The organism is Collinsella sp. BG-O-102 (assembly GCF_023656745.1).
Classification (GTDB): Bacteria; Actinomycetota; Coriobacteriia; order Coriobacteriales; family Coriobacteriaceae; genus Collinsella.
The window spans coordinates 197,781-219,586 of the sequence record NZ_JAMOKO010000002.1; the positions used below are offsets into that span (position 1 = coordinate 197,781).

The following is a 21,806-nucleotide window of genomic DNA, read 5'->3' on the forward strand; positions in this document are numbered from 1 at the left end:
TTACAAAGCGAGGGTTGTCCAAGTGCGGCAGATCGGCCCGAAAGAGGAGCGCCGCGTACTTTGGTACGCAAGCGACGAATGAGCGCCGAGGTGTCGTGCTTGGGCAAGCCGCAGCCTAGAACTGATTCAAGAAGCGCATATCACCCGTCATGAGAGTTCTGAGGTCGGGCAGGTCGTAGCGCAGTGCCGCGACGCGCTCGGCGCCAATACCAAAGGCGAAGCCGGTGTACTTCTCGGGGTCGATGCCACAGTTGATCAGGACGTTGGGGTCGACCATGCCGCAGCCCAGAATCTCGATCCAGCCGCTGTGCTTGCAGAAGTTGCAGCCCTTGCCGCCGCACACGTGGCAGCTCACGTCCACCTCGCAGGAAGGCTCGGTGAAGGGGAAGAAGTGCGGGCGATAGCGCGTCTTGCGATCCTCACCAAACATGCACTTAACAAAGTAGTCGAGCGTGCCCTTAAGATCGCCAAAGGTGATACCCTCGTCGACGACCAGGCCTTCGATCTGGTTGAACTGCGGCAGGTGGCAGGCGTCGGCCGTGTCGGGACGATAGACGGTGCCCGGGCAGATCATGTAGATGGGCGGCTTTTGCGACTCCATGGTGTGGATCTGCACGCCCGAGGTCTGGGTGCGCAGCAGCACGTCGGACTCGCCGTGAGCGTGAGCCTCGGGATGCGCAACGCTGCCGGGGTTGTTGTCGACCACATAGAACGTGTCGCGAGCCGAGCGGCTCGGGTGATCCATGGGCGCGTTGAGCGCGGTGAAGTTGTAGTAGGAGGTATCGACCATGGGGCCGGACTCGACGGTGTAGCCGATGCCGCAGAAGATGTCCTCGGCCTCCTCGATGATCTGCTTGATCAGGTGCTGGTGACCGATCTGCGGACGGATACCCGGCAGCGTGATGTCGACGGCCTCGTGCTCGAGTGCGTGCTTGAGGGCGGCGGCCTTCATCTCGGTGGTGCGCTCGTCGAGCATGCCCTCGATCAGCTGGCGCATCTCGTTGGCGCGTTTGCCCATCATGGGACGATCCTCGGGGGCGAGCTTGCCCATCATGCGCATCAGGCCGGTGATGCGGCCCTTGCGGCCGAGCAGCTCAACGCGCGCGGCCTCGAGCTTGGCGGCGTCGTCGGCACCGGCGACGAGCTCCTTGGCCTCTTCCTCGAGTTTGACCAGATCATCAATCAGACTCATGTCTTCCCTTTCGTCTCTCGCGCTTTCCGCCTGCCGGGACGACTGTCGCCGTCTGGCACTGCGAAAACGCGGCCCGGTTCGGTAACAAAAAACCGCCCTCGGGCATGTGCATTGCCCAAGGACGGTTGAATTCCGCGGTACCACCTTGTTTGACCCGGCGGATGTCTGGCCCGCCGTGCCCACTCTGCGCCTCTTGTCGCGAGGCTCACGGCTTCCCTACTGGGGCTTTGCTGCCACTGGCCGCGCGCCCGTTGAGGTCGCTGCTCGGGAGTGAACGCTTGGCCCTTGCCACCGCAGGAAGGCTTGCAGCCCATGACCTTCCCTCTCTCGCCGGCGACGCGGCGGGCAAAACCCTCTCCGTCAACGCATTGGGCTATAGGATAACACATTTCGCGAGCGCATCGCCGCGTTCCGTTTTGTTCGCGCTGGGTACAAGGCAAGTAGCTGTGCAAACTGGCCGTGCACCCGCCTGCGGCGCTCGGCCTGCGAGATTAAGGATATGGTATGGGAAAGAAGTACGATAAGAAGGCCAAGCCCGCAGCGGGCAAGACGCCCAAAGGCATGAAGGTCGATAAGGCCGTCAAAAAATTCCGCAAGCTCGAGGGCAAGCTGTGGACCCGCGAGTACCTGCTCAAGATTGCCGAGTTTGACGGCGCGACCATTGCTCCCGCCAACGGTGCCGCCGCCCGTGCCGACGCCATGGGCACCCTTGCCGGCGAGCACCATAAGCTCCTGACCAGCGAAAAGTCTGTCGAACTTGTACGTTCGCTGGCACGCGAGACCGTCACCGGCGGAAAGATCGACGACCCGCAGCTGCTTGACGAGATTCGCGTGCTCGGCCGCGACCAGCGCGAGGCAAGCGTCATCCCCACCGAGGAGGCCGAGGCCTGGACCAGGCTCACCTGCGAGGCCGACGCCGTGTGGCACAAGGCCAAAGCGGCCAACGACTGGGCGAGCTTTGAGCCCTATGTGGACAAAATCGTCAGCCAGCTCAAGCATCAGGCCGAGCTCATGGACCCCAAGCGCGACCCATACGACGTGTGGCTCGACCAGTACGAGCGCGGCCTTTCCACCGAGAGCTTCGATGCGTTTTGCGACGAGGTTAAGGCCACGGTCGTGCCGCTCGTGCACGCCATCGGCGAGCGCGGCCAGCAGCCCGCTGCAGACTTTTTGCACGCCCGCGTGCCCGAGGCCGCCCAGCGCGCCATGAGCTTCGACCTGATGAAACTCGTCGGCCTGGACCTGGACGACACCACGCTTGCCTTTACCGAGCATCCGTTTAGCGAGGGCTTCTCGGTGGGCGACGCGCGCATCGCCACGCACATCTACGAGGACGATTGCATCTCCAACGTCTACAGCATCATCCACGAGGCCGGCCACGCCATGTACGAGCTGGGCGTGAACCCCGCCTACGCGCGCACGTGCCTGGAGGGCGGCACCTCCATGGGCATCCACGAGAGCCAGAGCCGCTTTTTCGAGAACACCGTGGGCCGCAGCCGCGCCTTTATGGGACCGCTGCTCGAGGTGCTGCGCCGCCACGCGCCCGAGGTCTACGGCAACGTGGACGAGGACACGCTCTACCGCGCCGTGAACATCGCTCAGCCGTCGCTGATCCGTACCGAGGCCGACGAGCTCACCTACCCGCTGCATATCATGGTGCGTTACGAGATTGAGCGCATGCTGTTTGCCGGCGAGGCCACGGCCAAGGACATCCCCGCGCTTTGGAATCGCTTTATGGACGAGTACCTGGGCATTCCCGTTCCCGACGACACACGCGGCTGCCTGCAAGATACGCACTGGAGCGGCGGCTCGTTTGGCTACTTCCCCACGTATGCGCTGGGTAGCGCCTACGATGCCATGTTTGTGCCGGCCATGTGCCGCGACGGCGTCGACCTCAATGGCGCCTGTGCGAGCGGCGATCTGGCGCCCGTCCGCGCCTGGCTGGGCGAGCACATTTGGCAGTGGGGCCGCGCCAAGGACGCGCCGGAACTCATCAAGGGCGCATGCGGCATGGCGTTCGATGCCCGCTACTACTGCAGCTACCTGCAGGACAAGTTCACCACGCTCTACGAGCTGTAAGGCATAACCGACACGTCAACGCAAAGGGGACGCCGCGGAACCAATCCGCGGCGCCCCCTTTCCACCTAGTTGTTTAAGAACGTCCCCAATGACTACCTTACAGAGCCTCGAGTGCGTTGGCGATGCGCTTCATGGCGGCATCGGCGGATGCCTGGTCGGGGGCTTCGGCCAAAATGCGAATCACCGACTCGGTTCCGCTCTTGCGCACGAGCACGCGTCCCTCGCCCGCCAGCGATGCCTCGGCCTCGGCGATGGCGGCCTGCACACCCATGTTGCCCAGCGCGGCGTCCTTGTCCGCCACGTGCACGGCCACCTGCGCCTGCGGCAGCAGCTTGCACGGAGCCGTGAGCTGCGAGAGGGTCTCGCGCTCGGCGCGAATCACTTCCATCACGCGCAGCGAGGTCATAATGCCGTCGCCCGTGCGCTCGATATCGCCAAAGATCGTATGGCCCGTCTGCTCGCCGCCCAGGCTGTAGCCGCCCTCGCGCATCTTGGCATACACGTGACGGTCGCCCACGCCGCTGGTCACGGCACTTAGGCCGGCAAGCTCCAGCGACTTGACCAGGCCAAAGTTGCTGGCAATCGTCGGCACCACGGTACCGCCCGAAAGGCGACCGTGCTTGTTCAGATACACGCCACACACGTACAGAATCTGGTCGCCGTCTACCACGCGACCGCGCTCGTCCACGGCCAAGCAGCGATCGGCATCGCCGTCATAGGCAAAGCCCACGTCCAGGCCCTGCTCCACCACATGACGCTGCAGGCGCTCTATATGCGTGGAGCCGCAGTCGACGTTGATGTTAAAGCCATCGGGCGCGGCGTTGATCACGCGCACGTCGGCACCGAGCGCGTCAAACACCGGCTTGGCCACCGAGGAAGCCGAGCCGTTGGCGCAGTCGATACCGATCTTGACGCCCTGCAACGAAAAGTTCGCGCTGGCGATGAGCGAAGCAATGTAGCGGTTGCGGCCCTGCATGTAGTCCACCGTGGCGCCGATGTGGTTGCCCGTGGCCAGCGGTACCTCGCTCTTACCATCGATGTAGTCCTCGATGAGCTCCAGTACGTCCTCGTCCATCTTAAAACCGTCGCTATTGACGAGCTTAATGCCGTTATCGCAAAACGGGTTGTGGCTCGCGCTGATCATGATGCCGCAATCGAAGCAGCCTTCCACGGTCTGATGCGCTACGCCCGGCGTGGGGATCACGTGCAGCATATAGGCGTCCGCACCGCTCGCGACCAGGCCGCTCACCAGCGCCGCCTCGAACATATAGCTCGAGCGACGAGTGTCCTTGCCCACGATCACGCGCGCCTTGCGCTCGCGGTTGGCGCCGTAATACCAGCCCACAAAACGGCCAATCTTATAAGCGTGCTCTACCGTCAGCCCAACGTTGGCCTCACCGCGAAAGCCATCGGTGCCAAAGTACTTCATGCGCTCTCCTTACAAAATAGGGGCGGACAGATTGCCTGTCCGCCCCAAAATGGTACTCGATTATCTGCGCTACCAGAAAAACCCTACGCCGACGCGCTGTCGCGAGCCGCCTGGCATGTAGGAGTCTGACGCAGCGTAAGCGGCTTGTCCCTCGCCTCGGCCGACGTGGTCAGCGTATACGTGATCGTCGTCGTCTCGCCAGCATGCAGGTCAACGGTGCCCGAATAGAAGGGAATTCCATGCCACGTAGCGGCGCCAAGACCAAACTGGGCGCCCTCGACGGTCAGATCAGTAATGTTGCCGCCCGTCGGGGCAAACAGTGAGACATTCAGACGCTCGTCGTCGCGCGCGGCATCGGGCGCGCTCGCCGCGACGTAATCGGGCAGCTTGCCTGCCTCCTCCTGCGTCATGATGTTCGTCAGGGTAACGGTGATGCGATACGAGCACGTGCCGTCGCCGTTCTTGACGCCCTGGCCAATCTGCGTGTCGGCGTTCAGATACCAGTCGAGCTTGGAGAAGCTCAGGTTGTTAAAGTAAACGCCGGCAACGGGATCGGCACTCGGATCATCCGGATCGGGCAGCGAAGCGTCAATGCCCGTCTCTTTGATGGCATTCTGCTCATCATCGTTTCTCATCCAAGCAATCAGACGGCCCTCTTCGGCACCGCGCTCGAATGCACCGACAAGCTTTGTAACGTCGACATCACCGATGCCACCGAGAATCTTGTCGAAGGCGGCGCTGGCAACAGCCGCAAAGATGCCATCCGATTCCTCGACCGGATAGTTCCAATACACATCGTGCATGAGAACCTTCGCCGCGTTGGTACCGTCGACGACCGTACCATCGGGCAGCGAGACATTACCGACAAGGCCCAGCAGGTACTGCAAGAACACAGGATCGATGCCGACGACGCCATCAACGTCCTGCCCATACTGGGACTTCCACAGCGCGGCGACACGTTGCGAGTTGCGGGGCCAATCAGGCGAATAGGTATTGCCCGAGTTGTACAGGTTACTGTGGTTGCCGAACAGCGCCTCATCCTCTTCGTCGACGCTCTCGACTGCCTCATCCTCGCTGAGTCCAATGCGGGGAACAAACTCGCCAATCGACATCTGGCCGTCGGTGACCGAAATCAAACCTTGCGAACCGCCAAAGCCGCCGCAGGCACGAATCTCGACGTTGTTCATGGCGTACACAAGGTAGTTGCGCGTCTGGCCGTTGGCGCCGAGCATCTGGGGAAGGACGGGGGCGACCTTCTCCGCCGCGTCAACCGCGCCGTTGAGGGTGGCAAAGCCGTCCTTGGCCTTATCGACCAACTCGGTCACCTGGGAAATATGAGTATCGCCAATGCCCTGGATCTTCTCGTTGACGCTCTTGAACACCTTCGAGCTATCGGAGAGCGAATCGGCGACCGCCTGCAGTGCGGACACGTTGATGGTCCCATCCTGGAACAGCTTGCCGGGCGTGGCCTGCGAAAGGTTATCGGCCATGGGAACCAGCGCGTTGCTCGAGACATCGGACAGGGCGTCGATCATGGTGCGGGCCGCATTGATATCGCTGCCATACACCGGGATAAATGAAGCCGCCGTCCACAGCGGGCTCGAGGTCTCCGCCTTCATGCTGTCGCAGAGCTCATCGATCTTCTTCGCGTCGTCAGGCAGCGTCGAAAAATCGCCCGACGTGACCTTGTCCTTAAGGCCACCGACGATCTCGACAGCCTCCTTCGCTTCGCTCTTTACGGTCTTTGCCGAGTTAAGCAGCATAAAGCCGCTTGCGCCAAGCGCAACGAGAAGCACCGCGACTACAGCGGCAATAATGGCGCCAGTGTGACGCTTTTTGCGCTCGCCCTTGCGATGGCGATGACGGACCAGACCGTCAGAGGTCGAACTCGACGAAGCGTCGCCACCGTAGTTCAAGCCAAAATCGTAATAATCTTCCTTGGAACCCGAGCCCGCAAACTCGACACCGCTATCATCCAGGCGGGCGAACGTGCCAGTCTCGGAGGCGCCGGTGTAAATCGTGCCAAGGTTACCCGTAAGCCCCACGCCACCGGAAGAGGGAGTATTGTTGGCGGCCCTGCCGGCATTAACGTTGCCGTCGGTATTCGCGGCGTTGACAGCACCTGCGTTGTTCGCAGGTGCCGAAGGAGCCCCGCTCGGCTGCGACGTGGAGGTTGCACCGCCCGCAAAGACATTCCCTCTTGCACGGCCGGTCTTTTTTGCCTTTTGAGACTGCTCGTACAGAGCGGTAAACATCGCCGTCTCGCCCGGGGACACGCGCTTACCAGAACCGCCCTGTCCAGCGCCGCCCGGCGTGCCGGCCTTACCAGCCCCGTTCGGACGCGGCGGAACTGCAGGACGGCCGCTATCGCTGCCCTTAAAGTGATTACCAGCCATAAAGAAATCCTCGCAATTGAGTCGCAATGAAAAAGTCCATAACGTTGCTAGTTTATGGCATTTTGGGCATCGACAGCTAAACTCCAGACACGGACATCAATTGGCGAAAATGTGGCACAACACCTTTTCTGTCTTGGCGGCGGCGCCAGCTACACCGTGAGGAACATCATCACGATGATCATGGCAAAGCCGATAAGGTCGGTCGGCAAAAACACCGTGCCCAGCATAACGGCGCTGGTGATGGTCGCCGAAACCGGCTCCACAGTTCCGATGAGGCTCGCACGTACCGAGCCGATGTCCTTAACGCCCTGCATATAGAGCATGTAAGCAAAAAACGAGCCGATAACCACGAACACCGCGAGCGCCTCGACGCCGGCAGCGTCGAGCGCCGGCATATGCGCCCAAGGCTGCACGAAGACACACGAGACCACGCCCGCCGTGAGCATTGCCGAGCCCGTGACGATGGGGCTGCCGTATTCGGGCAGGATCTTGGCGGGAATCACCGCCATGCATGTAGCGCTGACCGCACACATGAGACCCGCGATCAGGCCGAGCGGCGAGATATTCAGGCTGGTGGGGTCGCCACCGGTGGCGATTAAAAAGGTGCCACCCAAAGCCAGACCGATGCCGATGACTTCGCGAGTACGCGGCATGCGGCGATCGGTCACGCAGGTGTAGCCCATGATGATAACGAGCTGCAGGCACTGGAGCACCGTCGCGGTTCCGGCGTTCGTCAGACGCACGGCCGAAAGATAGCAAAACTGATTGAACAGCAGGCCAAAGGCGGTAAAGAGCAGCAGCTGCTTGCGATCGGCGGCTGTGGTCCAGAGCTTAATCAGGCGCTCGCGGTCGCGCGTAACAACCACGGCCATAAAGAGTAGACCGGCGAGAATCTGACGCACGCTCATAAGCCACAAGGTATCGACGTGGTAGGTATCGAACAGAAAGCTCGCGCTGGTGCCCGAGAAGCCCCAAAACGAACCGCCCACCAGCGTAGCCAAGACGCCCATGATCAACTTGCGCGTCGAAGCGCTGTTCAGGCGGTCGCGCCATGCACGGCGGGTGTTGCGGCTGAGCTCGTCGGTGCCCTCGGGCACATCAATGTTCGATATATCGGTCATCGGCACCGAAGCTCCTGCGCCTTCGACCTGCTCGACGCACTCTTTGCTCATTCCACTCCCCCGAAACAGCCTGGAAACAATTCGGCTTACCTTACCACGGCGAAGGCACCAGCCGGAGGCTTGTCCGCTTATCGGTAGGACAATTCCGCAGGCGTCTTTCCATAGCTCGGTACCGCAATGGCCTTGCATTATGCGACAGTCAAATCGCGGCAGCAGGCTCTTTTGAAATGGATATGACAAAGCCCCCGAATTCCACAATGCAAGGGTTGATTTCCGATCTCAGCCGAACACATTGAGCAAATAGGCCGTTCCCGCACCTAGCCGAACGCCCCCGCGGCCCCTCCTGGGGTCCGGGGGCGCCGTTTTCCCAGTTGAAGGAACGGTGGAGATGTGTTTCGATGGGTCCGGTGGCCATGCTCCGCCCGCCGCCCGGCACCTCTTCCCAGACTCAGCCGGACGGTCGGTCCGTCTATTCCGTTTTTCCTCTAGGCTAGGCCAGCGGGGCATCGCCCCTCTCGGCGCGCGCCCGCGCGATGAGCCCCGGCGTCAGGTCGAGCTCGCCGACGGGCACGTCCTCCACGCCGTACGCATCCAGCAGCGCCTCCGCGTCGGCGCCGAGCACCGCCCGGAAGGCGCGGGCGGGCGTCGCGAAGCCGAGCGCGCCGCGCGGCTCGGAGTTCACGTGCGACATCGCCAGCGCCAGGTCGGCCGGGGCCAGCCGGTCGAACCTGAGGCCGCGGCCCTTGGGGGCTGCTCGAAGCAAAAACGAACGATCCCACGGACCTCGCGCGCGCCGTCGAGCTCATCGAGATCGGCGGGGGCATCGACGCGTGTCGTGATCTCGCACTCAAGCTCGCGCAAGAGGCGCAAGACACCAGCCGTGCGCTCGCCGAGAACGGCGTCATTTCGCACAACGCCGCTGACCTGCTCTGCTCCATGGCCGATTTCTTCATCAATCGGAGCGTATAGCGGAGTCGCAAGCGCGTAAACCCTCGAAACCTCCCCCAGCAGTGCATTTTGCTCGCGTTTCCGCAAGATTTCGATTTCAGAATGCACATGTTGGGGAGGTTTTGGATTGCTGTGGCGACCGGCGGTCCGATGTAGCCGCAAAAGGCCCATCAGCCGCCGTACATCCTCGCCGGCCGCCTCAGCTCGCCTTGGCACGCAGGCGACGATACAGCAAGCCGCCCAACGCCACGCACAGCAGTGACACGGCAACGACGACACCAACCACCAGCCAGTTTCCGCTGCCCGCAGCGGATGCCGCGGCCGTCGAAGTCACAATGGAGGGAATGCGCCCAAACGTTGCGATGAGCACCACGGGGGCGAAGCGCATCTTGGTGAGGCCGGCGAAATACGTCAAGAAGTCCTTCGGGGTTCCCGGGATCAAGAAAATCACCAGCATGACCAGCTCGAGTCGCTTCGCATTATTGAGCCACGAAAACTGGTCGAGAAGGCTGCGGTCGAAGAAGAGGCCAACCAGGCTCCAGCCCCATCGACGCGTCGCCCAATAAATCGCCGACGTCGCCAGCCCCGAGGCGACGAGACACAGCGCCGTCCCCTCCCAGAAGCCAAACGCGTAACCACTCGCCAGCTCCACAGGCTCGCCGGGCAAAAAGGCCAAGAAGATCTGAGTGACGTTGATTCCAAGCATGACGAGACGACTTATCACGCTGTGGCCGGCGACGAACGACCGAACCGCCTGAGGGTCTGCAAGCCATGCCAAGATCCCCGGAAGGTATTCCCAGCATGCAGTCGCGAGGATCGCGACCGAGGCTGCAAGCGCCAAAAGCACGCGACGGCGCAGGATTCGACGGCGGGCATCGAGACCATCGTCCTCTGCGACGGCCTCGGCCGACATTGCCGCAGCGGTCGCGAATGAGGGGGCGTTTGCGGTCCGCGCGCCGGCAGAAGAGGCGTCGTCCAGCGCGTCATGAGCGCCCGCGACTCGATTGCGAAGCTCGCTCAAGGCGCTTACGTCAAGACGGCGAGCAGCGCCCCCGCAAGAAACCTGACCGGAATACCCTTCGGCTTCGGGCCGCATCCTCATCATCGCGTTACCTCCTTGTGTACCTGACAAGGACAGTTTCGCAACTTGGTGTCTATGTTTTGTCTACCAGCAATGACAATTCAGTAAGCCTTACGTTGAGGTAAGCCATTCTTAAGGTAAGAGCAGGTAACTGGTTCGCCGACGGTTCGATGAGCCCGGCGACGCCCGCCCGCGTAGCGCGCGAGCCCTCGTCACAATTCCCCTGTTTCGTCCCCATCGCCGCCCATGCTAAACGTCGCCGTCACACGTGCCCCGCCGGTCGAACCATTCCCTAACTCAAGCGCTCCCCCGTGTAAACCGCACAAAATGCTCGACACATTCAAGCCCAGTCCAAAATGCTCGGCAGATTTGTTCTCGCTAAAGAACGGATCGCACCCGCGCCGCAGGGCTTCGGGCGTAAAGCCCGGACCATCATCGGCAACGCTCAGGGCCAACCTGCCCTCTCGAACAGAAATCTCAACCTCGATGACGCCCTTCGCATGGCCGCACGCATTGCTCAAGAGGTTGTCGAGGACCTCTTCGACCAGGGGTAGATCGATGTGGGTCATGTCGGCGCGGGCGCCATCTTCACCTTCGTCAGCTGCAACCCTCAACGCGAGCCCTTCCCCGCGCGCCGCAACAACCTCGTTCGCATGCGACTCGAGCTCATCCACAAGAGACCGCGACGCCAGCGGCTTGCGGTCTACAGGCCGATCTTCGAGCTTGCTCAGCCCTCCCATCTCCGTTGCGTACCGCTCCAAACGCACCACCTGGGCCGACAGGGCATCCAACGAACCAACATCGAGCTCATCGCCGCGACGCAGGCGCATCTGCGCCATCTCGACCGTCCCCTTGAGCACCGTGATCGGCGTTCGGAGATCGTGCGCAAACGCCGCATTGAGCTGACGCCGCCCTTCGGCGGTGCGCCACAGCTCGCGCTGGGCATCGAGCAGCGACGCCCTCATATTCTCCAGCGTCTCAGACAGGCGACCAAGTTCTTTGCCCCGCACGCGCTCGATCGAGAAATCCAAATCCTGACCGGCGATGCGCCCCGCGGCGCTCGCCAGCTCCCCCAAGGGCCCGGCGATGTGAACGCGGTAGAAGTGCTTGAACGTGAGCCAACCCAGGCCGCCGTACGCCAAAACGGGCACAAGCCCCGTCGCAAGCGTGAGGACCCAAGGCATCGGACCATCGGGAGGCGGTGAAGCCGCATAATAGGCAGTGTTCGAGACGAGCCCCTCGCCAAACGTCTCCTCAAGATCGGCTCCCGTCATGTTTTCAAACAGCTCCACGCTCTGCGCGCGGCCCGCGCGGCTCAACGCGTCGTAGTGGGCGAGGTTCTCCGCTGGAATCGTGCTGTTCACCTCGAGAATCTCCTCCTGCGGATAGCCCTCGTTGTAATTGAGCCCCCAGTCGTAGAGCTGCACCTGGCCGCTACGAACCATGTCGACGGTCGCGTACAGCGTGCTGATGGTGCGCCCGCCCTCCGGCACGTAATCGCTACCGGTCCCCCAATCGCCCGTCGCAATGAAGACCGCGTACGACCCATCGCCTGGCAAGTTGAGCTCGGATGCGGGAAGCAGCTGCTGAGAGGTGGGGTCGTAGATGTATGGACCCGAATCGATCACGCCGTGCTCGGTCAAACCGTTGTCGAGCGTCACCTCGAGTTCGTAATATCCATTATTCCAAGCCGCGAATACCTCAATGGCGCTCAGCGCAAGCACCGTGGCGACAACAAGATAGGCGACCAGATACGCCGTGAAGATCACGCCCAACGGCCGCAGGCTCCACCAGGCACGCAGGCGCTCTTTTCGCGGCAGGCGTTTCAGCCGCTCGCGCTCAAGCTCGCGGGCCGCGCGTCGCTCGGCGCGGCGAGCTGCGCGGCGGTCGCGCCTGCGGACAGAACCGCCATTGTCCCGACAACCGTCCTCGCAAGCGACAACTCGGCCGTCTTCGTGAGGCGCATGGCGCCCGCGTGGGCCCTTACCAAAACCCGTCACTTTGCCACCCACTTGTAGCCCACGCCCCATACCGTTGCGATCGGATCGTCCGCGATCCCCGCCGACGTAAACTTGTTGCGAATGCGGCGAATGTGCTCGCGCACCTGCGACGGGTCACCCGCGGCATCCCATCCCCACACACGCTCGTAAATCACATCGCGGTCAAACACCTGGCCAGGGCGCTTGCTCAACAGGGCGATGATGTCGAACTCGAGCTTGGTCAAGTCGACGGTCACCGCGTTCGAATCGCCCCCGGCGGACGAATCCCGATTACCACCCGCACCGTGAACCTCAACGATGCGCTGAGCGTAATCGATGGTCATCTCGCCAAAAAAGCGGACGGCGCCGTCGCTTTGCCGATCGCGAGCCCTTCCCTCGCGCGCCATGTGCGCCGCCACGCGACGACCCAGAACCTCGAGAGAAAAAGGCTTGAGCACGTAGTCGTCGGCGCCCGCCGCAAAACCATCAAGCTGGTCCATATCCTCAACGCGCGCCGTTAGAAAGATGATCGGGCAGCTCACATGCTCCCGCACGCGGCGACAGACCTCGAAGCCGTCCATCCCCGGCATGTTTACATCGAGCAGCATGATATCGGGGGCGGGGCCAGAAGAAGCCGCCGCCAGGGCCGACGGCCCGTCATGGGCAACCGAAACCTCGTAGCCCTCCATGCGGAAAAACTCCGCGAGCATATTTGCGATATCAACCTCATCATCTACGACCAGCATGTTCATGGTCGGCCCCCATACTACTCAAACAACGGCACACGCCTCGTGCAATCGTGCGCAAGACGGCGAAGCCAGCACATACTTCCCTGAAACCTTGCCACAAACCTGTCTACGCTTTGTCGATAATTTGACCGCAAACGGTCACCTGCAGGCGGCGAGCGGCTTTTTCTCACCAGACCACAATGCAAGCGATTTTTAAAAATGTTCTTGCCACCGAGTTCAGGCTCCGTTATATTATCCCTTGCGCACTTGCGCACCCTTGATCGGGCGTTTAGCTCAGGGGGAGAGCGCTTCCCTGACACGGAAGAGGTCAGAAGTTCAAATCTTCTAACGCCCACCAAATGTTCACAGCTCAGAGGCTATGTCTCTGGGCTGTTTTGTTTTATGTCGCCAAATCCGCTGGCAGCTCCAACCATCATCGCAACGTAGCATCAATTCACCTGACGAATGGCTGCCAAATAAATTCAATACCCCAACATCAACAATAGCCAGGCACAAAACTGCGCCGCAAACTGCTCCAACCGCTCAAACAACCACCCTGCCCATGCACAAAACCGCGTCAGCAACCCAAGTGCCTATCCCGGCTGACTCCGCAGTCAATCAAAACCGCCCCAATAGCCACCGAGGCCGAGACCAACGCGTCTCGAACCCATCCGAACCGCAACTTCTCAGCAAAACGCCGCGATGTCTGCGCTCTGCGGTATCCTTGAGCCACTTGCACCTGCAGCACCAAGGAGCCGCCATGCGCACCGAGCTCGATGTTCCCTTTTCGCACAAAGAAGAAGCCAAGGCGCTGGGCGCCAAATGGGACCGAACCAAGAAGATCTGGTATGTACCTAGCGGCGTCAACCCCGAACCCTTTGCCGAGTGGCTGCCCGGTGTTGACCGATCCGACCTCTCGGCGCCATATATATATCTAGTACTGGGCAAGCGCGAGTGCTGGAAGTGTCACAAAGAGACCTCGGTCGCGGCCTTCGGCATTCCCTATCGAACCGATAACGACGAGAGCACCGCCATCGCGCACGCGCCCAACAAAGCCGGGCACATTGCCATCGACACGGCCAACGCCAACGCACTCGCCATCGTGCCCGCTCTTGGCTGCGCACCGGGCGAGATCCGCGACTACCTTCATAAGCGCTGCGGCTACAAGCCCGTGGGCGCGCGAGCCTCCAAAGCCCCGTCACTCGGCAACACGTGCACCAGTTGCGATGCGCTGCAAGGCAGCCGCTATCTGTTCGAGGAGCCCTCATCCCCGTTTGCCCTCACTGCCATCAACAAGCTGCCGGCACTGGAGTTTGTGCGCGTCGAAGTTGCCGGCGTCTTTGGCGTCCCGGCCGCGCGTACCGACTTTGACCAGGCGCTCTTTACCTGGGCACGCGACCATCACGCCGAGTTCCACAAGCAGCTCGGTGAGGGGATTTATTTGTAGAGGCAAAAGACACTCACAGCCAACTCCTCCGCATCACCTGTCCCTCGTCGCCGGCGTCGTACACGATATCGAGGCCACAAACAGGGCATTTCTCCGGATACACCGGCATATGAACGCCTGTCCGTTTTCTCACTTCGTCGCTGAGTCTGTCGCGCGCATCGATGAACCGAATGTCGAGACACGGTATTTGCGAGCCGCAGCAAGGGCAGGTGACGACAAACGACCCGCAATCAACCTCTACGCTCGGAAACATATTGTTGTCTATAAGGGCACACGGCAGTTTTCCGTACTTCCCCATCGCAATATCGCCTCGCCAGCTCATACACGCTCCCCTCTCGCTATACAAATCAGGAAGAGCATGCACCAGCAGGTGGGCGCGATATTGCATCGCCACGCGATCCGATCAAACAACACGATCGTCAAAGAATGCCAAAGCCAAATACGCTAATACGGCAGAAGCCCCGCCTTTTCACGCTTCTTTTCCGAGCGATCGAACTCAATGCGATGGGCCTCAAGAAACACCGTATTGGGTCGCCACTGACGCTCATTCGGCTGCCTTAGCGTCGCACCCGCAAAGGAAACGTAGTCGGTCTTATCCAGCAGGTACGATCCGCACAGCCGATATTCGCCGCAAACAGGCTCAAACGAAATCAGGTGAGCATCAAATAGGGAATGAAGATCGCGCCGAAGCAGAATGCCGTTGCTGGCAACCTGCGATTTGGGTCCCGAGTAATTCTCGATATGTGCAGCTTCCAGAGCTTCGCTGACGCCGCAGTCCGACACCGCGCAACGGCCATCATAGGCGGCAACGAGCTGCTTGCGGAACCATTGCTGCCCCAATCGCTCGCGCCTTAACGCATAGCGGACCTTTTCGTCGTCGGTCGTACCCTGTCCGGTAAACTCAATATCGACGGGCATGTGCTTCAGATAACTCATGTCGGGTGCAAAACGAGGGTCCGGTCCGCCTTTATGAACAGGACCGTGCAGAACAAACCATCCGTTTTCGGGCTCGAACCGCTCAACAAACGCAAGGCCGAGCACCTTGTAGCCTACCTCGGTTGCAAATATGACTCCGACTGGAACGCCACATTCCATGCAGTTGAGCATTTTACGGTTGTAATTCTGGTCTCGAAAACCAACGGTACCCGGCGCTTGAACCGAGTACTTAATGACCCACGTACCATCGTCCAAATAGAGCGGAGGCACATCGGTGTAGAAGCTCTTTTTAGAGTTATGGACCGAAAGCGCAAAGATCTTATTGGGATCTTGCTTCACCCGATCCTGGCCCGGCCAGAAGATCCCTGAATCCCGCGTTACGGGAAAGAAGTCCGAGCCAATTCTCAAACGGTACTGATACTGAGGACTATCTTCCTTGGTGTGGTGCGGAAGGCTGGTCCAAACGCCGCCGCGCTGTTCCTCACCCAGAAACCACTCCCATGCCTCAACGTATTCGGAAGGCACGAGACTGCAGGCGCGGTCATAGCTTGGTCCATCCATCAACGGAACAGCAAGGTCAATGTCGTTCATCGCCAGCACCTACAACCATACGAACGCGAGTCATGCCCCTCAATAATATGGCCGAGAGTCAATTATTACGAGATCTCATTCCGCGATCGGCACATCGTTGATGCTCTCGGTTTGCCGCTGGCGCGCTTGTACCCCGCTACCCCACTTCCCTGTATACTGATGTAGCACGTGTTTCATCCGGGCTTGTTGGGCCGGGTCGTTCATGGGAGGTTCTTGTGGCTGTTTCGAATCCGCCTAAGGGAAGCGTTTCTTCTTCGTCCATCAAGCCGGTTACGCGCAAGGCCGTGCGTTGCCAGCGCGAGGTCGCTTGGCTTGTCACACAGGCAGCAGGCAGACTCGTGGCGAGCACGGAGGACGTCAATGCTCCCACACCGAGCTTTGTGCTGGCAGCGGCGCTGAATCGAGTACGCCAGCTGGAACTCGTCGCACAAGAAGACGGCAGCCATCTTGGCTACCAGGACGCTATGGCGCCCGACCTGCAAACGTTCTGCCACATGGCCAAGTTGCCCGCCGCACCCAATGCGCTTTCAGACGCAGGCTACATGTTTACGCTTTCGGGCGCGGACCTTATCCGTGACATCTATGCATACTGCAGCGAGCTCGCCGAGCGCCACGTCTTTGACGCGGCAGAAGTCAAACCGGGATATGTCATCAAGCTGGTTCTTAGGCTGTTCTTGATGGACGGGTTCGGGGCCATGCCAGCGTAAGCCGAGTCTTTAGCATCACCGTCGACTGAGCAACAACCGCTTTACCTTAGTGGGCGCCAATTGAGGGTCGATTATTGGGTCGCCTCGTCCACTAGCGCATTTATTCCACGCGCTCTGACAGTCGATACTTGCGGTTGCGGCTCGTCGCCGGCGCCGTGGGCTCAAGCTCGCCTTGAGCAATGAGCGCGTTGACGCGCGACCTTACCTGGGAAATTGTAAGCCCCGTACGTTCTGCCAGCTCACGCGTCCCCAGCTCGCCGTAGTGTTTGAGTGCCGTCACAATTAAGCCCCCGCCATGATCGACCGGCTCGATCTTTGAACGGTAAAGTACGACCTTGAACCGATCGAACCCCGGGCAGAACAGGGGCTCGGCCAGACCATGCGCGCGCATGGCATCGATCATCATCGGGATGCCCGAGCCATTGCCCTCAGCCGGCGAACCTGCGCCATCCGGCAGCGGGACAATCGACATGAGTTTCACGAGCGTCGCGTTACGGCATCGGGAGCTGCCGTCAAACAAGTTCTCGCGAGTCTTTCCCCCGTATAGGCCGCCGGGGTTCGTCACCTCGATACGGTCATCAAAGACGTCAACAGCGATCGACTGCCCACAGAACCGATCTCCGTATTCTCGGTGGATTACGGCGTTGGCGATTGCCTCGCGCAGGACTTCCTCGGGAATCTCCAGCGAGTCGACACGCGAGACGCCTTGGATCGTCGAGGTTCGCCGCAAATTCTTGGCGATTGCCGCGACGGCATCCGAGATCATTTCGCCCAACGTTCCCTCGCAGATCGTACGGTCCATGAACCTCAACGACCCCGCCGCGCCCTTCTGCGTTCCGGCATAGACCGCCACATCGATAAAGAGCTTGGGATAGAACTGCTGAGGATAGGCACCCGCGGCCAGGAGCCCGGCCTTAGTAACATTGCCCTGGGAGTCGAGGAAATTCAGGCGCTCCAGCTTCGTTTTCTTGTCCGGCGCGCCGCGCATTGCACGGGGTGTCAGCGAGAAAGCACGCTCTATCGTGCGGTCGACCAGGGCCTCGTCAAGATCGCCTGCGACCGCGCCGGGTACTGCATCGCGATCACTGGGGCTCGTCCGTTCATACGATGACAAGGACAGGACCTCGGTCGACGAGAGCGGAACATCTTTGTCATCGATGCGTTTGTAGCTGCCGCCTTGAGCGCCCCGCTCTATGACATAACACGGCTTGCTCGACGGGTCGAGCTCCTCAATCGTGATGACCAGAACCACGGTGCCCTGGAGCTCCACGCGTTCAATGGTGTATTTGGGCGGATTGGCCAGTTTTCCGCGACCGCCGGCATCACCCATGCCCGCTACGAATTGGTTGAGCACCTTCTCGGTCTCAAAGTTCTCAACCGGGACAAAGCCCGCGCGCTCGCTCACGCCGAGCACGATAATTCCGCCAGCGGTATTCGCGAATGCGCTAACCGTTTCCCATACGTCGCGGGAAAGCGTCGTGGCGCTCTCCTTGACCTCGACGTTAAGATCGTCCGAGCCCATGCGCTTTAAAGACTCGAGCAGACCGGTCAGCTCGTTTTCGTTCATCTGCATGTCCTTTCGCTCGGCCCGGCGGAGAATGCCGCGAATAGATTTCCTTCGTCTCTCAGTTATCTCTCGTAATTATCTCTCATCTTACTGCTATCTCTCATATTAGAGATAAGTGAGAGATGAAAGATAAGATGTCTGCCATTTGTTTCATTTAAACATGTTTTTGCTGGTAGAACAATCAGTATTGAGACAATACCATGATTGCCTGTCTCTTTGCTGATCAGTTATCTCTCGTAATTATCTCTCGTCTTTGTGCCATCTCTCGTATTAGTGACAAATGAGAGATGAGAGATACGTGAGTGATGGACGAGCGTGGATTTTTGGACGGTCGGAAAATCCCTCAAACAAAAAAACGGGGCCGGCCTTACGCCGAACCCCGTTTTCAAACGGACAGTTAGTTATCCAACGCGCGAGCATAGCAGTCAACTTTACGCCGCCGCGAACACTCCCAAGCCCGTTCCGATGATGCAGATCGCGAAGATGCCAATAATAATCCAAATGGTCTTGACACCCTTTTTGTACAGGGCAACGCAAGCGAACGTTGCCAGCAAGGGCAGCAGACCGGGGAAGATCGAATCGAACAGATCCTGCAGGACAATCTCGGAACCACCCACATCAAAGGTCAAAGCCGTGGACAGCGAGACCTGTGCCGCAATCATGGCGCCGATAACGGTCATTCCGAGAACGCCGGCAGCATGCGTCATGCGAGACATAAGGTTGTTCTCTTCGGACTGCTGCAGGAACTTGGTTCCCAGGTCGTATCCCAGATGGGCGGCGACGATACGCGTTGCAAAGTTAATCACGGAGTAGAGAAGGAAGACGGAGACGGGAAGGGCGAGCGCGACGGCAGTTGCCGTGCCCGTACCCGTAATGACGGCAAACGCGCAGCCAAGCACGCCGAAGGCATAGACCTCAGGAGGAACCGCCGCGCCGACCATGATGGCGCCCATGAACATGGACTCCAAAGCAGCGCCGACGATAACTCCCTGCTGGACATCGCCAAGGATCAAGCCGACAAACAGGCTCGTAAACAGCGGACGACCAAGCATCGTAATGCCAAATGCTTGCTCGTCCATAGACGCCATAATGCGACCAGCGCAACTTGGAGGTACTGGGCAACTATTCTGATTAACCCCAGAAATAAGCCTGCAGGCGAGACGTTCAGAACAGCTCGCCTGCAGGCAACAGCAGCAATTTGAAAGGATTAGTAGTTCATCTGGTGATAGTAGCGACGCGTGGTGAGCGGGTGGTTACGGACGTGCTCGAGATGGCAGCTCAGACGCTCGGTGATGGTGTAGGTGACCATCGGGGAGACGATCTTGCGGAACTCGGGGTCGCTGAACGGCAGCTCGACCTCGGCGGTGTCGAACTTGTTCACGCGGACATGGACGCCCTTCTCGTCGGCGAGCATGTGGGTGAAGTTGTCCACGCGGTCCATGAGCTTGCGGGTGTCGTCCTCGCCGTAGAGCATGATGAGGCTCGTGCCCTCCTCGCACAGCTCGATGGTGCCGTGGAAGAACTCGGCGGCGTGGATGGACTTGGTCTTGATCCACTGCATCTCCTCGAGGATGCACATGGCGTAGTCGTAGGCCTCGCCCCAGAGCATGCCGGAGCCGATCACCATGTGGTAGTCGGTGTCCTTGAAGTCCTCGGCCATGGCGGCGCAGCGCTCGTCCTGGGCGTCCTTGGCCTTGATGAGGTACGGGGCGATGTTGCCGAACTCCTCCATGAAGGTGTCGTACTTGGGGAAGGCGCCGGCGTTCTTGAGGAAGCGGGCGACCAGCGTGATCTGGTAGGTGTAGATGGCCTCGCACAGGACGTCGTCCTCGGCGAAGCTGAAGAACTTGTAGTCGGCGTACTCAGTGGCCGGGGTGTTGTCGTTGGAGACATACATCAGCGTGCGGGCGCCCTGCTCCTGGCAGAACTTGGCGGCCTCGATGATCTCGGGGGTGGTGCCGGTACGGGTGGAGAAGACGCAGACCGAGTCCTTGTTGAAGGTCTTGGGCGGGCATGCGAGGAACTCAGCGGCGATCTCGCAGTGGACGTCGACGTCGGCCGTGGTGGTCTCGACCCAATACTTCATCGGGAGCGTGTGTGCCCAGGTGCCGCCGCAGCCGATGAAGAAGATGTTGGAATAACCCTGCTCGCAGACCTTGTCCACGGCAGCCTCAATCTGAGGACGGAGAGCGAGGGCATCGCTCACAACCTTCTCGTAACGAGGCTCATCGAAATTGAACATCCCTTACTCCTAACTCACTTGGATGAACCCTTCATTCATCCCATGACGTTATAATACTTTATATAACTAACTATGCAAGAGCTATTTCAGATTTTTTTGATTTTTCTTTAATAAAAAGCCCGCCGATCAAATGATCGACGGGCATAGACATAGAGCATCGGTTCAATAAAAACCGAACACCAACATGTTTTCGGCTAAAAAACGTCCTTGGCAAACACCTTTGAGTCATTGGGGACCTGACGGATTTCGATAACCACGCCATCGTTCACAAGCTCTTGGATATGCTCGGCATCGGTTTCGGTCGCAAAGATCGCGGGGGTCGGATGAAGCGTGGTCTCGGGAGACTTTCGAGTTCCGCCCAGATTGATCTCCTTGATGTCTTTGCAACCCTTAGCAAGGCGATAGGCATCCTCGATCGTCTCGACAATGATAAACAGCGAATACTTGTCGGTAACGCCGCTGTTGAGCGCCTCGATAGCAGCGTCAACATCCTTGATGACGAGTTTAACGCCGCTGGGGCGGGCGAGCCTCAAAGCGGCTTTTCTCATATCGTCTTTTGCCACGGCGTCGCTGGCACACAGGATGCAATCGACATCCAGCGCATGTGTCCAAGACATGGCGACCTGGCCGTGAATCAATCGGTAATCGACCCTCGTAAGCTTAATCATCAAAAACATCTCCACACGTAATAAAGGTAATGACAGGGTTGAATTATTCGTTGAAGCTTGAGCTAGAACTCTTCTTCTTCGACATCGGAGAGCATATCCGCCGCCTCACAAAGCTGGATAAACGAACGTGATCCCTCGACCGCGGCTTTAGCCTTGTCCGCATCCAGGGAGTCCAGCTGTGTAACCATTTCCACCAGCAGCGGCAAGTTCATTCCGGTGATCAACGTAAACGATCCGGTGGCCTGCCTCTGGATGAATTCGTTGTTTACAGAGCCGCCAAAGATGTCAGTCACGACAAACCAAGAGTCGGCAGGGTCCCTCGTCTCCATCCATGCATCAATCAACGCCGCGACGTCCCTTGAATCGTCATCGATATAGGCGCACAGGCACTCGATTCGGTCGTTAGTGCCCATCAGAATCTCCAGAGAGCTTTTCATGCCTTGGGCGAGATAACCATGACTCGCTAGCAATATCTTATTCATAGTTCTCCAATACCAATAGGACGTACTATATTGTCATAACAAAGTATATTAGCAATCTGCCCTACGTGGTGTGTCTATTTTCCAAATCCGGGTTGATTTCCGATCTCAGCCGAACACATTGAGCAAATAGGCCATTCCCGCAGTTAGCCGAACGCCCCCGCGGCCCCTCCTGGGGTCCGGGGGCGCCGTTTTCCCAGTTGAAGGAACGGTGGA

General features: G+C 59.7%; 17 protein-coding genes and 1 tRNA gene. 4 read left to right on the forward strand and 14 right to left on the reverse strand.

The features are described from left to right. Positions 1-115: 115 nt before the first annotated feature. Entirely contained in the window at positions 116-1,192 is a 1,077-nt protein-coding gene (gene pheS, locus NBH09_RS02020; protein WP_035136801.1) for a phenylalanine--tRNA ligase subunit alpha, read from the reverse strand. Positions 1,193-1,696: 504 nt separating this feature from the next. Here pheS and NBH09_RS02025 point away from each other — a divergent pair. Then, positions 1,697-3,271 (forward strand): carboxypeptidase M32, encoded by a 1,575-nt coding sequence (locus NBH09_RS02025; protein WP_250786905.1) that lies wholly within the window; start codon positions 1,697-1,699, stop codon positions 3,269-3,271. A 97-nt stretch (positions 3,272-3,368) separates the two neighbouring features. Here the strand turns inward: NBH09_RS02025 and glmM are convergent, their stop codons facing one another. The 7 genes from glmM to NBH09_RS02060 form a co-directional block, all read right to left on the reverse strand. Next, the gene (glmM, locus tag NBH09_RS02030) at positions 3,369-4,700 is read right to left on the reverse strand and encodes a phosphoglucosamine mutase (RefSeq protein WP_250786906.1); all 1,332 of its coding nucleotides are present in this window, start codon (positions 4,698-4,700) and stop codon (positions 3,369-3,371) included. A gap of 83 nt (positions 4,701-4,783) precedes the next feature. Then, a complete protein-coding gene (locus NBH09_RS02035; protein WP_250786907.1) occupies positions 4,784-7,096 on the reverse strand; it encodes a DUF4012 domain-containing protein in 2,313 nt (770 codons plus the stop codon). Positions 7,097-7,245: 149 nt separating this feature from the next. Next, complete coding sequence (locus NBH09_RS02040) at positions 7,246-8,268, reverse strand: DMT family transporter (RefSeq protein ID WP_195404620.1); 1,023 nt, start codon at positions 8,266-8,268, stop codon at positions 7,246-7,248. A 439-nt stretch (positions 8,269-8,707) separates the two neighbouring features. Continuing rightward, a complete protein-coding gene (locus NBH09_RS02045; RefSeq protein WP_250786908.1) occupies positions 8,708-8,980 on the reverse strand; it encodes a hypothetical protein in 273 nt (90 codons plus the stop codon). Between the two features lie 384 nt (positions 8,981-9,364). After that, on the reverse strand, positions 9,365-10,270 hold the full coding sequence (locus NBH09_RS02050; RefSeq protein WP_250786909.1) for a TVP38/TMEM64 family protein: 906 nt from the start codon (positions 10,268-10,270) through the stop codon (positions 9,365-9,367). A 188-nt stretch (positions 10,271-10,458) separates the two neighbouring features. After that, the gene (locus NBH09_RS02055; protein WP_250786910.1) at positions 10,459-12,258 is read right to left on the reverse strand and encodes a sensor histidine kinase; all 1,800 of its coding nucleotides are present in this window, start codon (positions 12,256-12,258) and stop codon (positions 10,459-10,461) included. Beyond that, positions 12,243-12,977 (reverse strand): response regulator transcription factor, encoded by a 735-nt coding sequence (locus tag NBH09_RS02060; protein ID WP_117743134.1) that lies wholly within the window; start codon positions 12,975-12,977, stop codon positions 12,243-12,245. Before NBH09_RS02060 ends, NBH09_RS02055 begins: the two co-directional genes overlap by 16 nt. Positions 12,978-13,236: 259 nt before the next feature. Here NBH09_RS02060 and NBH09_RS02065 point away from each other — a divergent pair. Together NBH09_RS02065 and NBH09_RS02070 are read left to right on the forward strand one after the other, a co-directional pair. Continuing rightward, positions 13,237-13,311, forward strand: a tRNA-Val gene (locus NBH09_RS02065). Between the two features lie 402 nt (positions 13,312-13,713). Next, positions 13,714-14,400, forward strand: a complete 687-nt coding sequence (locus tag NBH09_RS02070; RefSeq protein WP_250786911.1) for a DUF5710 domain-containing protein — start codon at positions 13,714-13,716, stop codon at positions 14,398-14,400. Between the two features lie 444 nt (positions 14,401-14,844). Here NBH09_RS02070 and NBH09_RS02075 read toward each other — a convergent pair whose 3' ends face one another. Then, positions 14,845-15,927: an HNH endonuclease gene (locus NBH09_RS02075; protein ID WP_250786912.1), complete on the reverse strand. Its 1,083-nt coding sequence runs from the start codon at positions 15,925-15,927 to the stop codon at positions 14,845-14,847. Positions 15,928-16,142: 215 nt separating this feature from the next. Between NBH09_RS02075 and NBH09_RS02080 the strand changes: the two genes are divergently transcribed. Further along, the gene (locus NBH09_RS02080; RefSeq protein ID WP_250786913.1) at positions 16,143-16,634 is read left to right on the forward strand and encodes a hypothetical protein; all 492 of its coding nucleotides are present in this window, start codon (positions 16,143-16,145) and stop codon (positions 16,632-16,634) included. Between the two features lie 100 nt (positions 16,635-16,734). On the opposite strand, the gene NBH09_RS02085 is transcribed toward NBH09_RS02080, so the two are convergent. From NBH09_RS02085 to NBH09_RS02105, 5 genes are all read right to left on the reverse strand, one after another. Then, positions 16,735-18,201 carry an ATP-binding protein gene (locus NBH09_RS02085; protein ID WP_250786914.1) on the reverse strand — a complete coding sequence of 489 codons (1,467 nt, stop codon included), beginning with the start codon at positions 18,199-18,201 and terminating at the stop codon, positions 16,735-16,737. Between the two features lie 431 nt (positions 18,202-18,632). Then, positions 18,633-19,280 carry a PTS system mannose/fructose/sorbose family transporter subunit IID gene (locus NBH09_RS02090; protein ID WP_229030343.1) on the reverse strand — a complete coding sequence of 216 codons (648 nt, stop codon included), beginning with the start codon at positions 19,278-19,280 and terminating at the stop codon, positions 18,633-18,635. A 128-nt stretch (positions 19,281-19,408) separates the two neighbouring features. Continuing rightward, complete coding sequence (locus NBH09_RS02095) at positions 19,409-20,443, reverse strand: SIS domain-containing protein (protein WP_022094037.1); 1,035 nt, start codon at positions 20,441-20,443, stop codon at positions 19,409-19,411. A gap of 194 nt (positions 20,444-20,637) precedes the next feature. Next, positions 20,638-21,111, reverse strand: a complete 474-nt coding sequence (locus NBH09_RS02100) for a PTS sugar transporter subunit IIB (RefSeq protein WP_250786915.1) — start codon at positions 21,109-21,111, stop codon at positions 20,638-20,640. Positions 21,112-21,173: 62 nt separating this feature from the next. Further along, positions 21,174-21,593 (reverse strand): PTS sugar transporter subunit IIA, encoded by a 420-nt coding sequence (locus NBH09_RS02105; protein WP_250786916.1) that lies wholly within the window; start codon positions 21,591-21,593, stop codon positions 21,174-21,176. Between the last annotated feature and the right edge of the window lie 213 nt (positions 21,594-21,806).

Excerpts from the sequence above, each read along its gene's own strand:
- NBH09_RS02085 (WP_250786914.1), bottom strand. The coding sequence starts at position 18,201 with ATGAACGAAAACGAGCTGACCGGTCTGCTCGAGTCTTTAAAGCGCATG.
- NBH09_RS02105 (WP_250786916.1), bottom strand. The coding sequence starts at position 21,593 with ATGAATAAGATATTGCTAGCGAGTCATGGTTATCTCGCCCAAGGCATG.
- NBH09_RS02075 (WP_250786912.1), bottom strand. The coding sequence starts at position 15,927 with ATGAACGACATTGACCTTGCTGTTCCGTTGATGGATGGACCAAGCTAT.
- NBH09_RS02095 (WP_022094037.1), bottom strand. The coding sequence starts at position 20,443 with ATGTTCAATTTCGATGAGCCTCGTTACGAGAAGGTTGTGAGCGATGCC.
- glmM (WP_250786906.1), bottom strand. The coding sequence starts at position 4,700 with ATGAAGTACTTTGGCACCGATGGCTTTCGCGGTGAGGCCAACGTTGGG.
- NBH09_RS02050 (WP_250786909.1), bottom strand. The coding sequence starts at position 10,270 with ATGATGAGGATGCGGCCCGAAGCCGAAGGGTATTCCGGTCAGGTTTCT.
- NBH09_RS02070 (WP_250786911.1), top strand. The coding sequence starts at position 13,714 with ATGCGCACCGAGCTCGATGTTCCCTTTTCGCACAAAGAAGAAGCCAAG.
- NBH09_RS02100 (WP_250786915.1), bottom strand. The coding sequence starts at position 21,111 with ATGATTAAGCTTACGAGGGTCGATTACCGATTGATTCACGGCCAGGTC.
- NBH09_RS02060 (WP_117743134.1), bottom strand. The coding sequence starts at position 12,977 with ATGAACATGCTGGTCGTAGATGATGAGGTTGATATCGCAAATATGCTC.
- NBH09_RS02035 (WP_250786907.1), bottom strand. The coding sequence starts at position 7,096 with ATGGCTGGTAATCACTTTAAGGGCAGCGATAGCGGCCGTCCTGCAGTT.
- NBH09_RS02025 (WP_250786905.1), top strand. The coding sequence starts at position 1,697 with ATGGGAAAGAAGTACGATAAGAAGGCCAAGCCCGCAGCGGGCAAGACG.
- pheS (WP_035136801.1), bottom strand. The coding sequence starts at position 1,192 with ATGAGTCTGATTGATGATCTGGTCAAACTCGAGGAAGAGGCCAAGGAG.
- NBH09_RS02090 (WP_229030343.1), bottom strand. The coding sequence starts at position 19,280 with ATGGACGAGCAAGCATTTGGCATTACGATGCTTGGTCGTCCGCTGTTT.
- NBH09_RS02040 (WP_195404620.1), bottom strand. The coding sequence starts at position 8,268 with ATGAGCAAAGAGTGCGTCGAGCAGGTCGAAGGCGCAGGAGCTTCGGTG.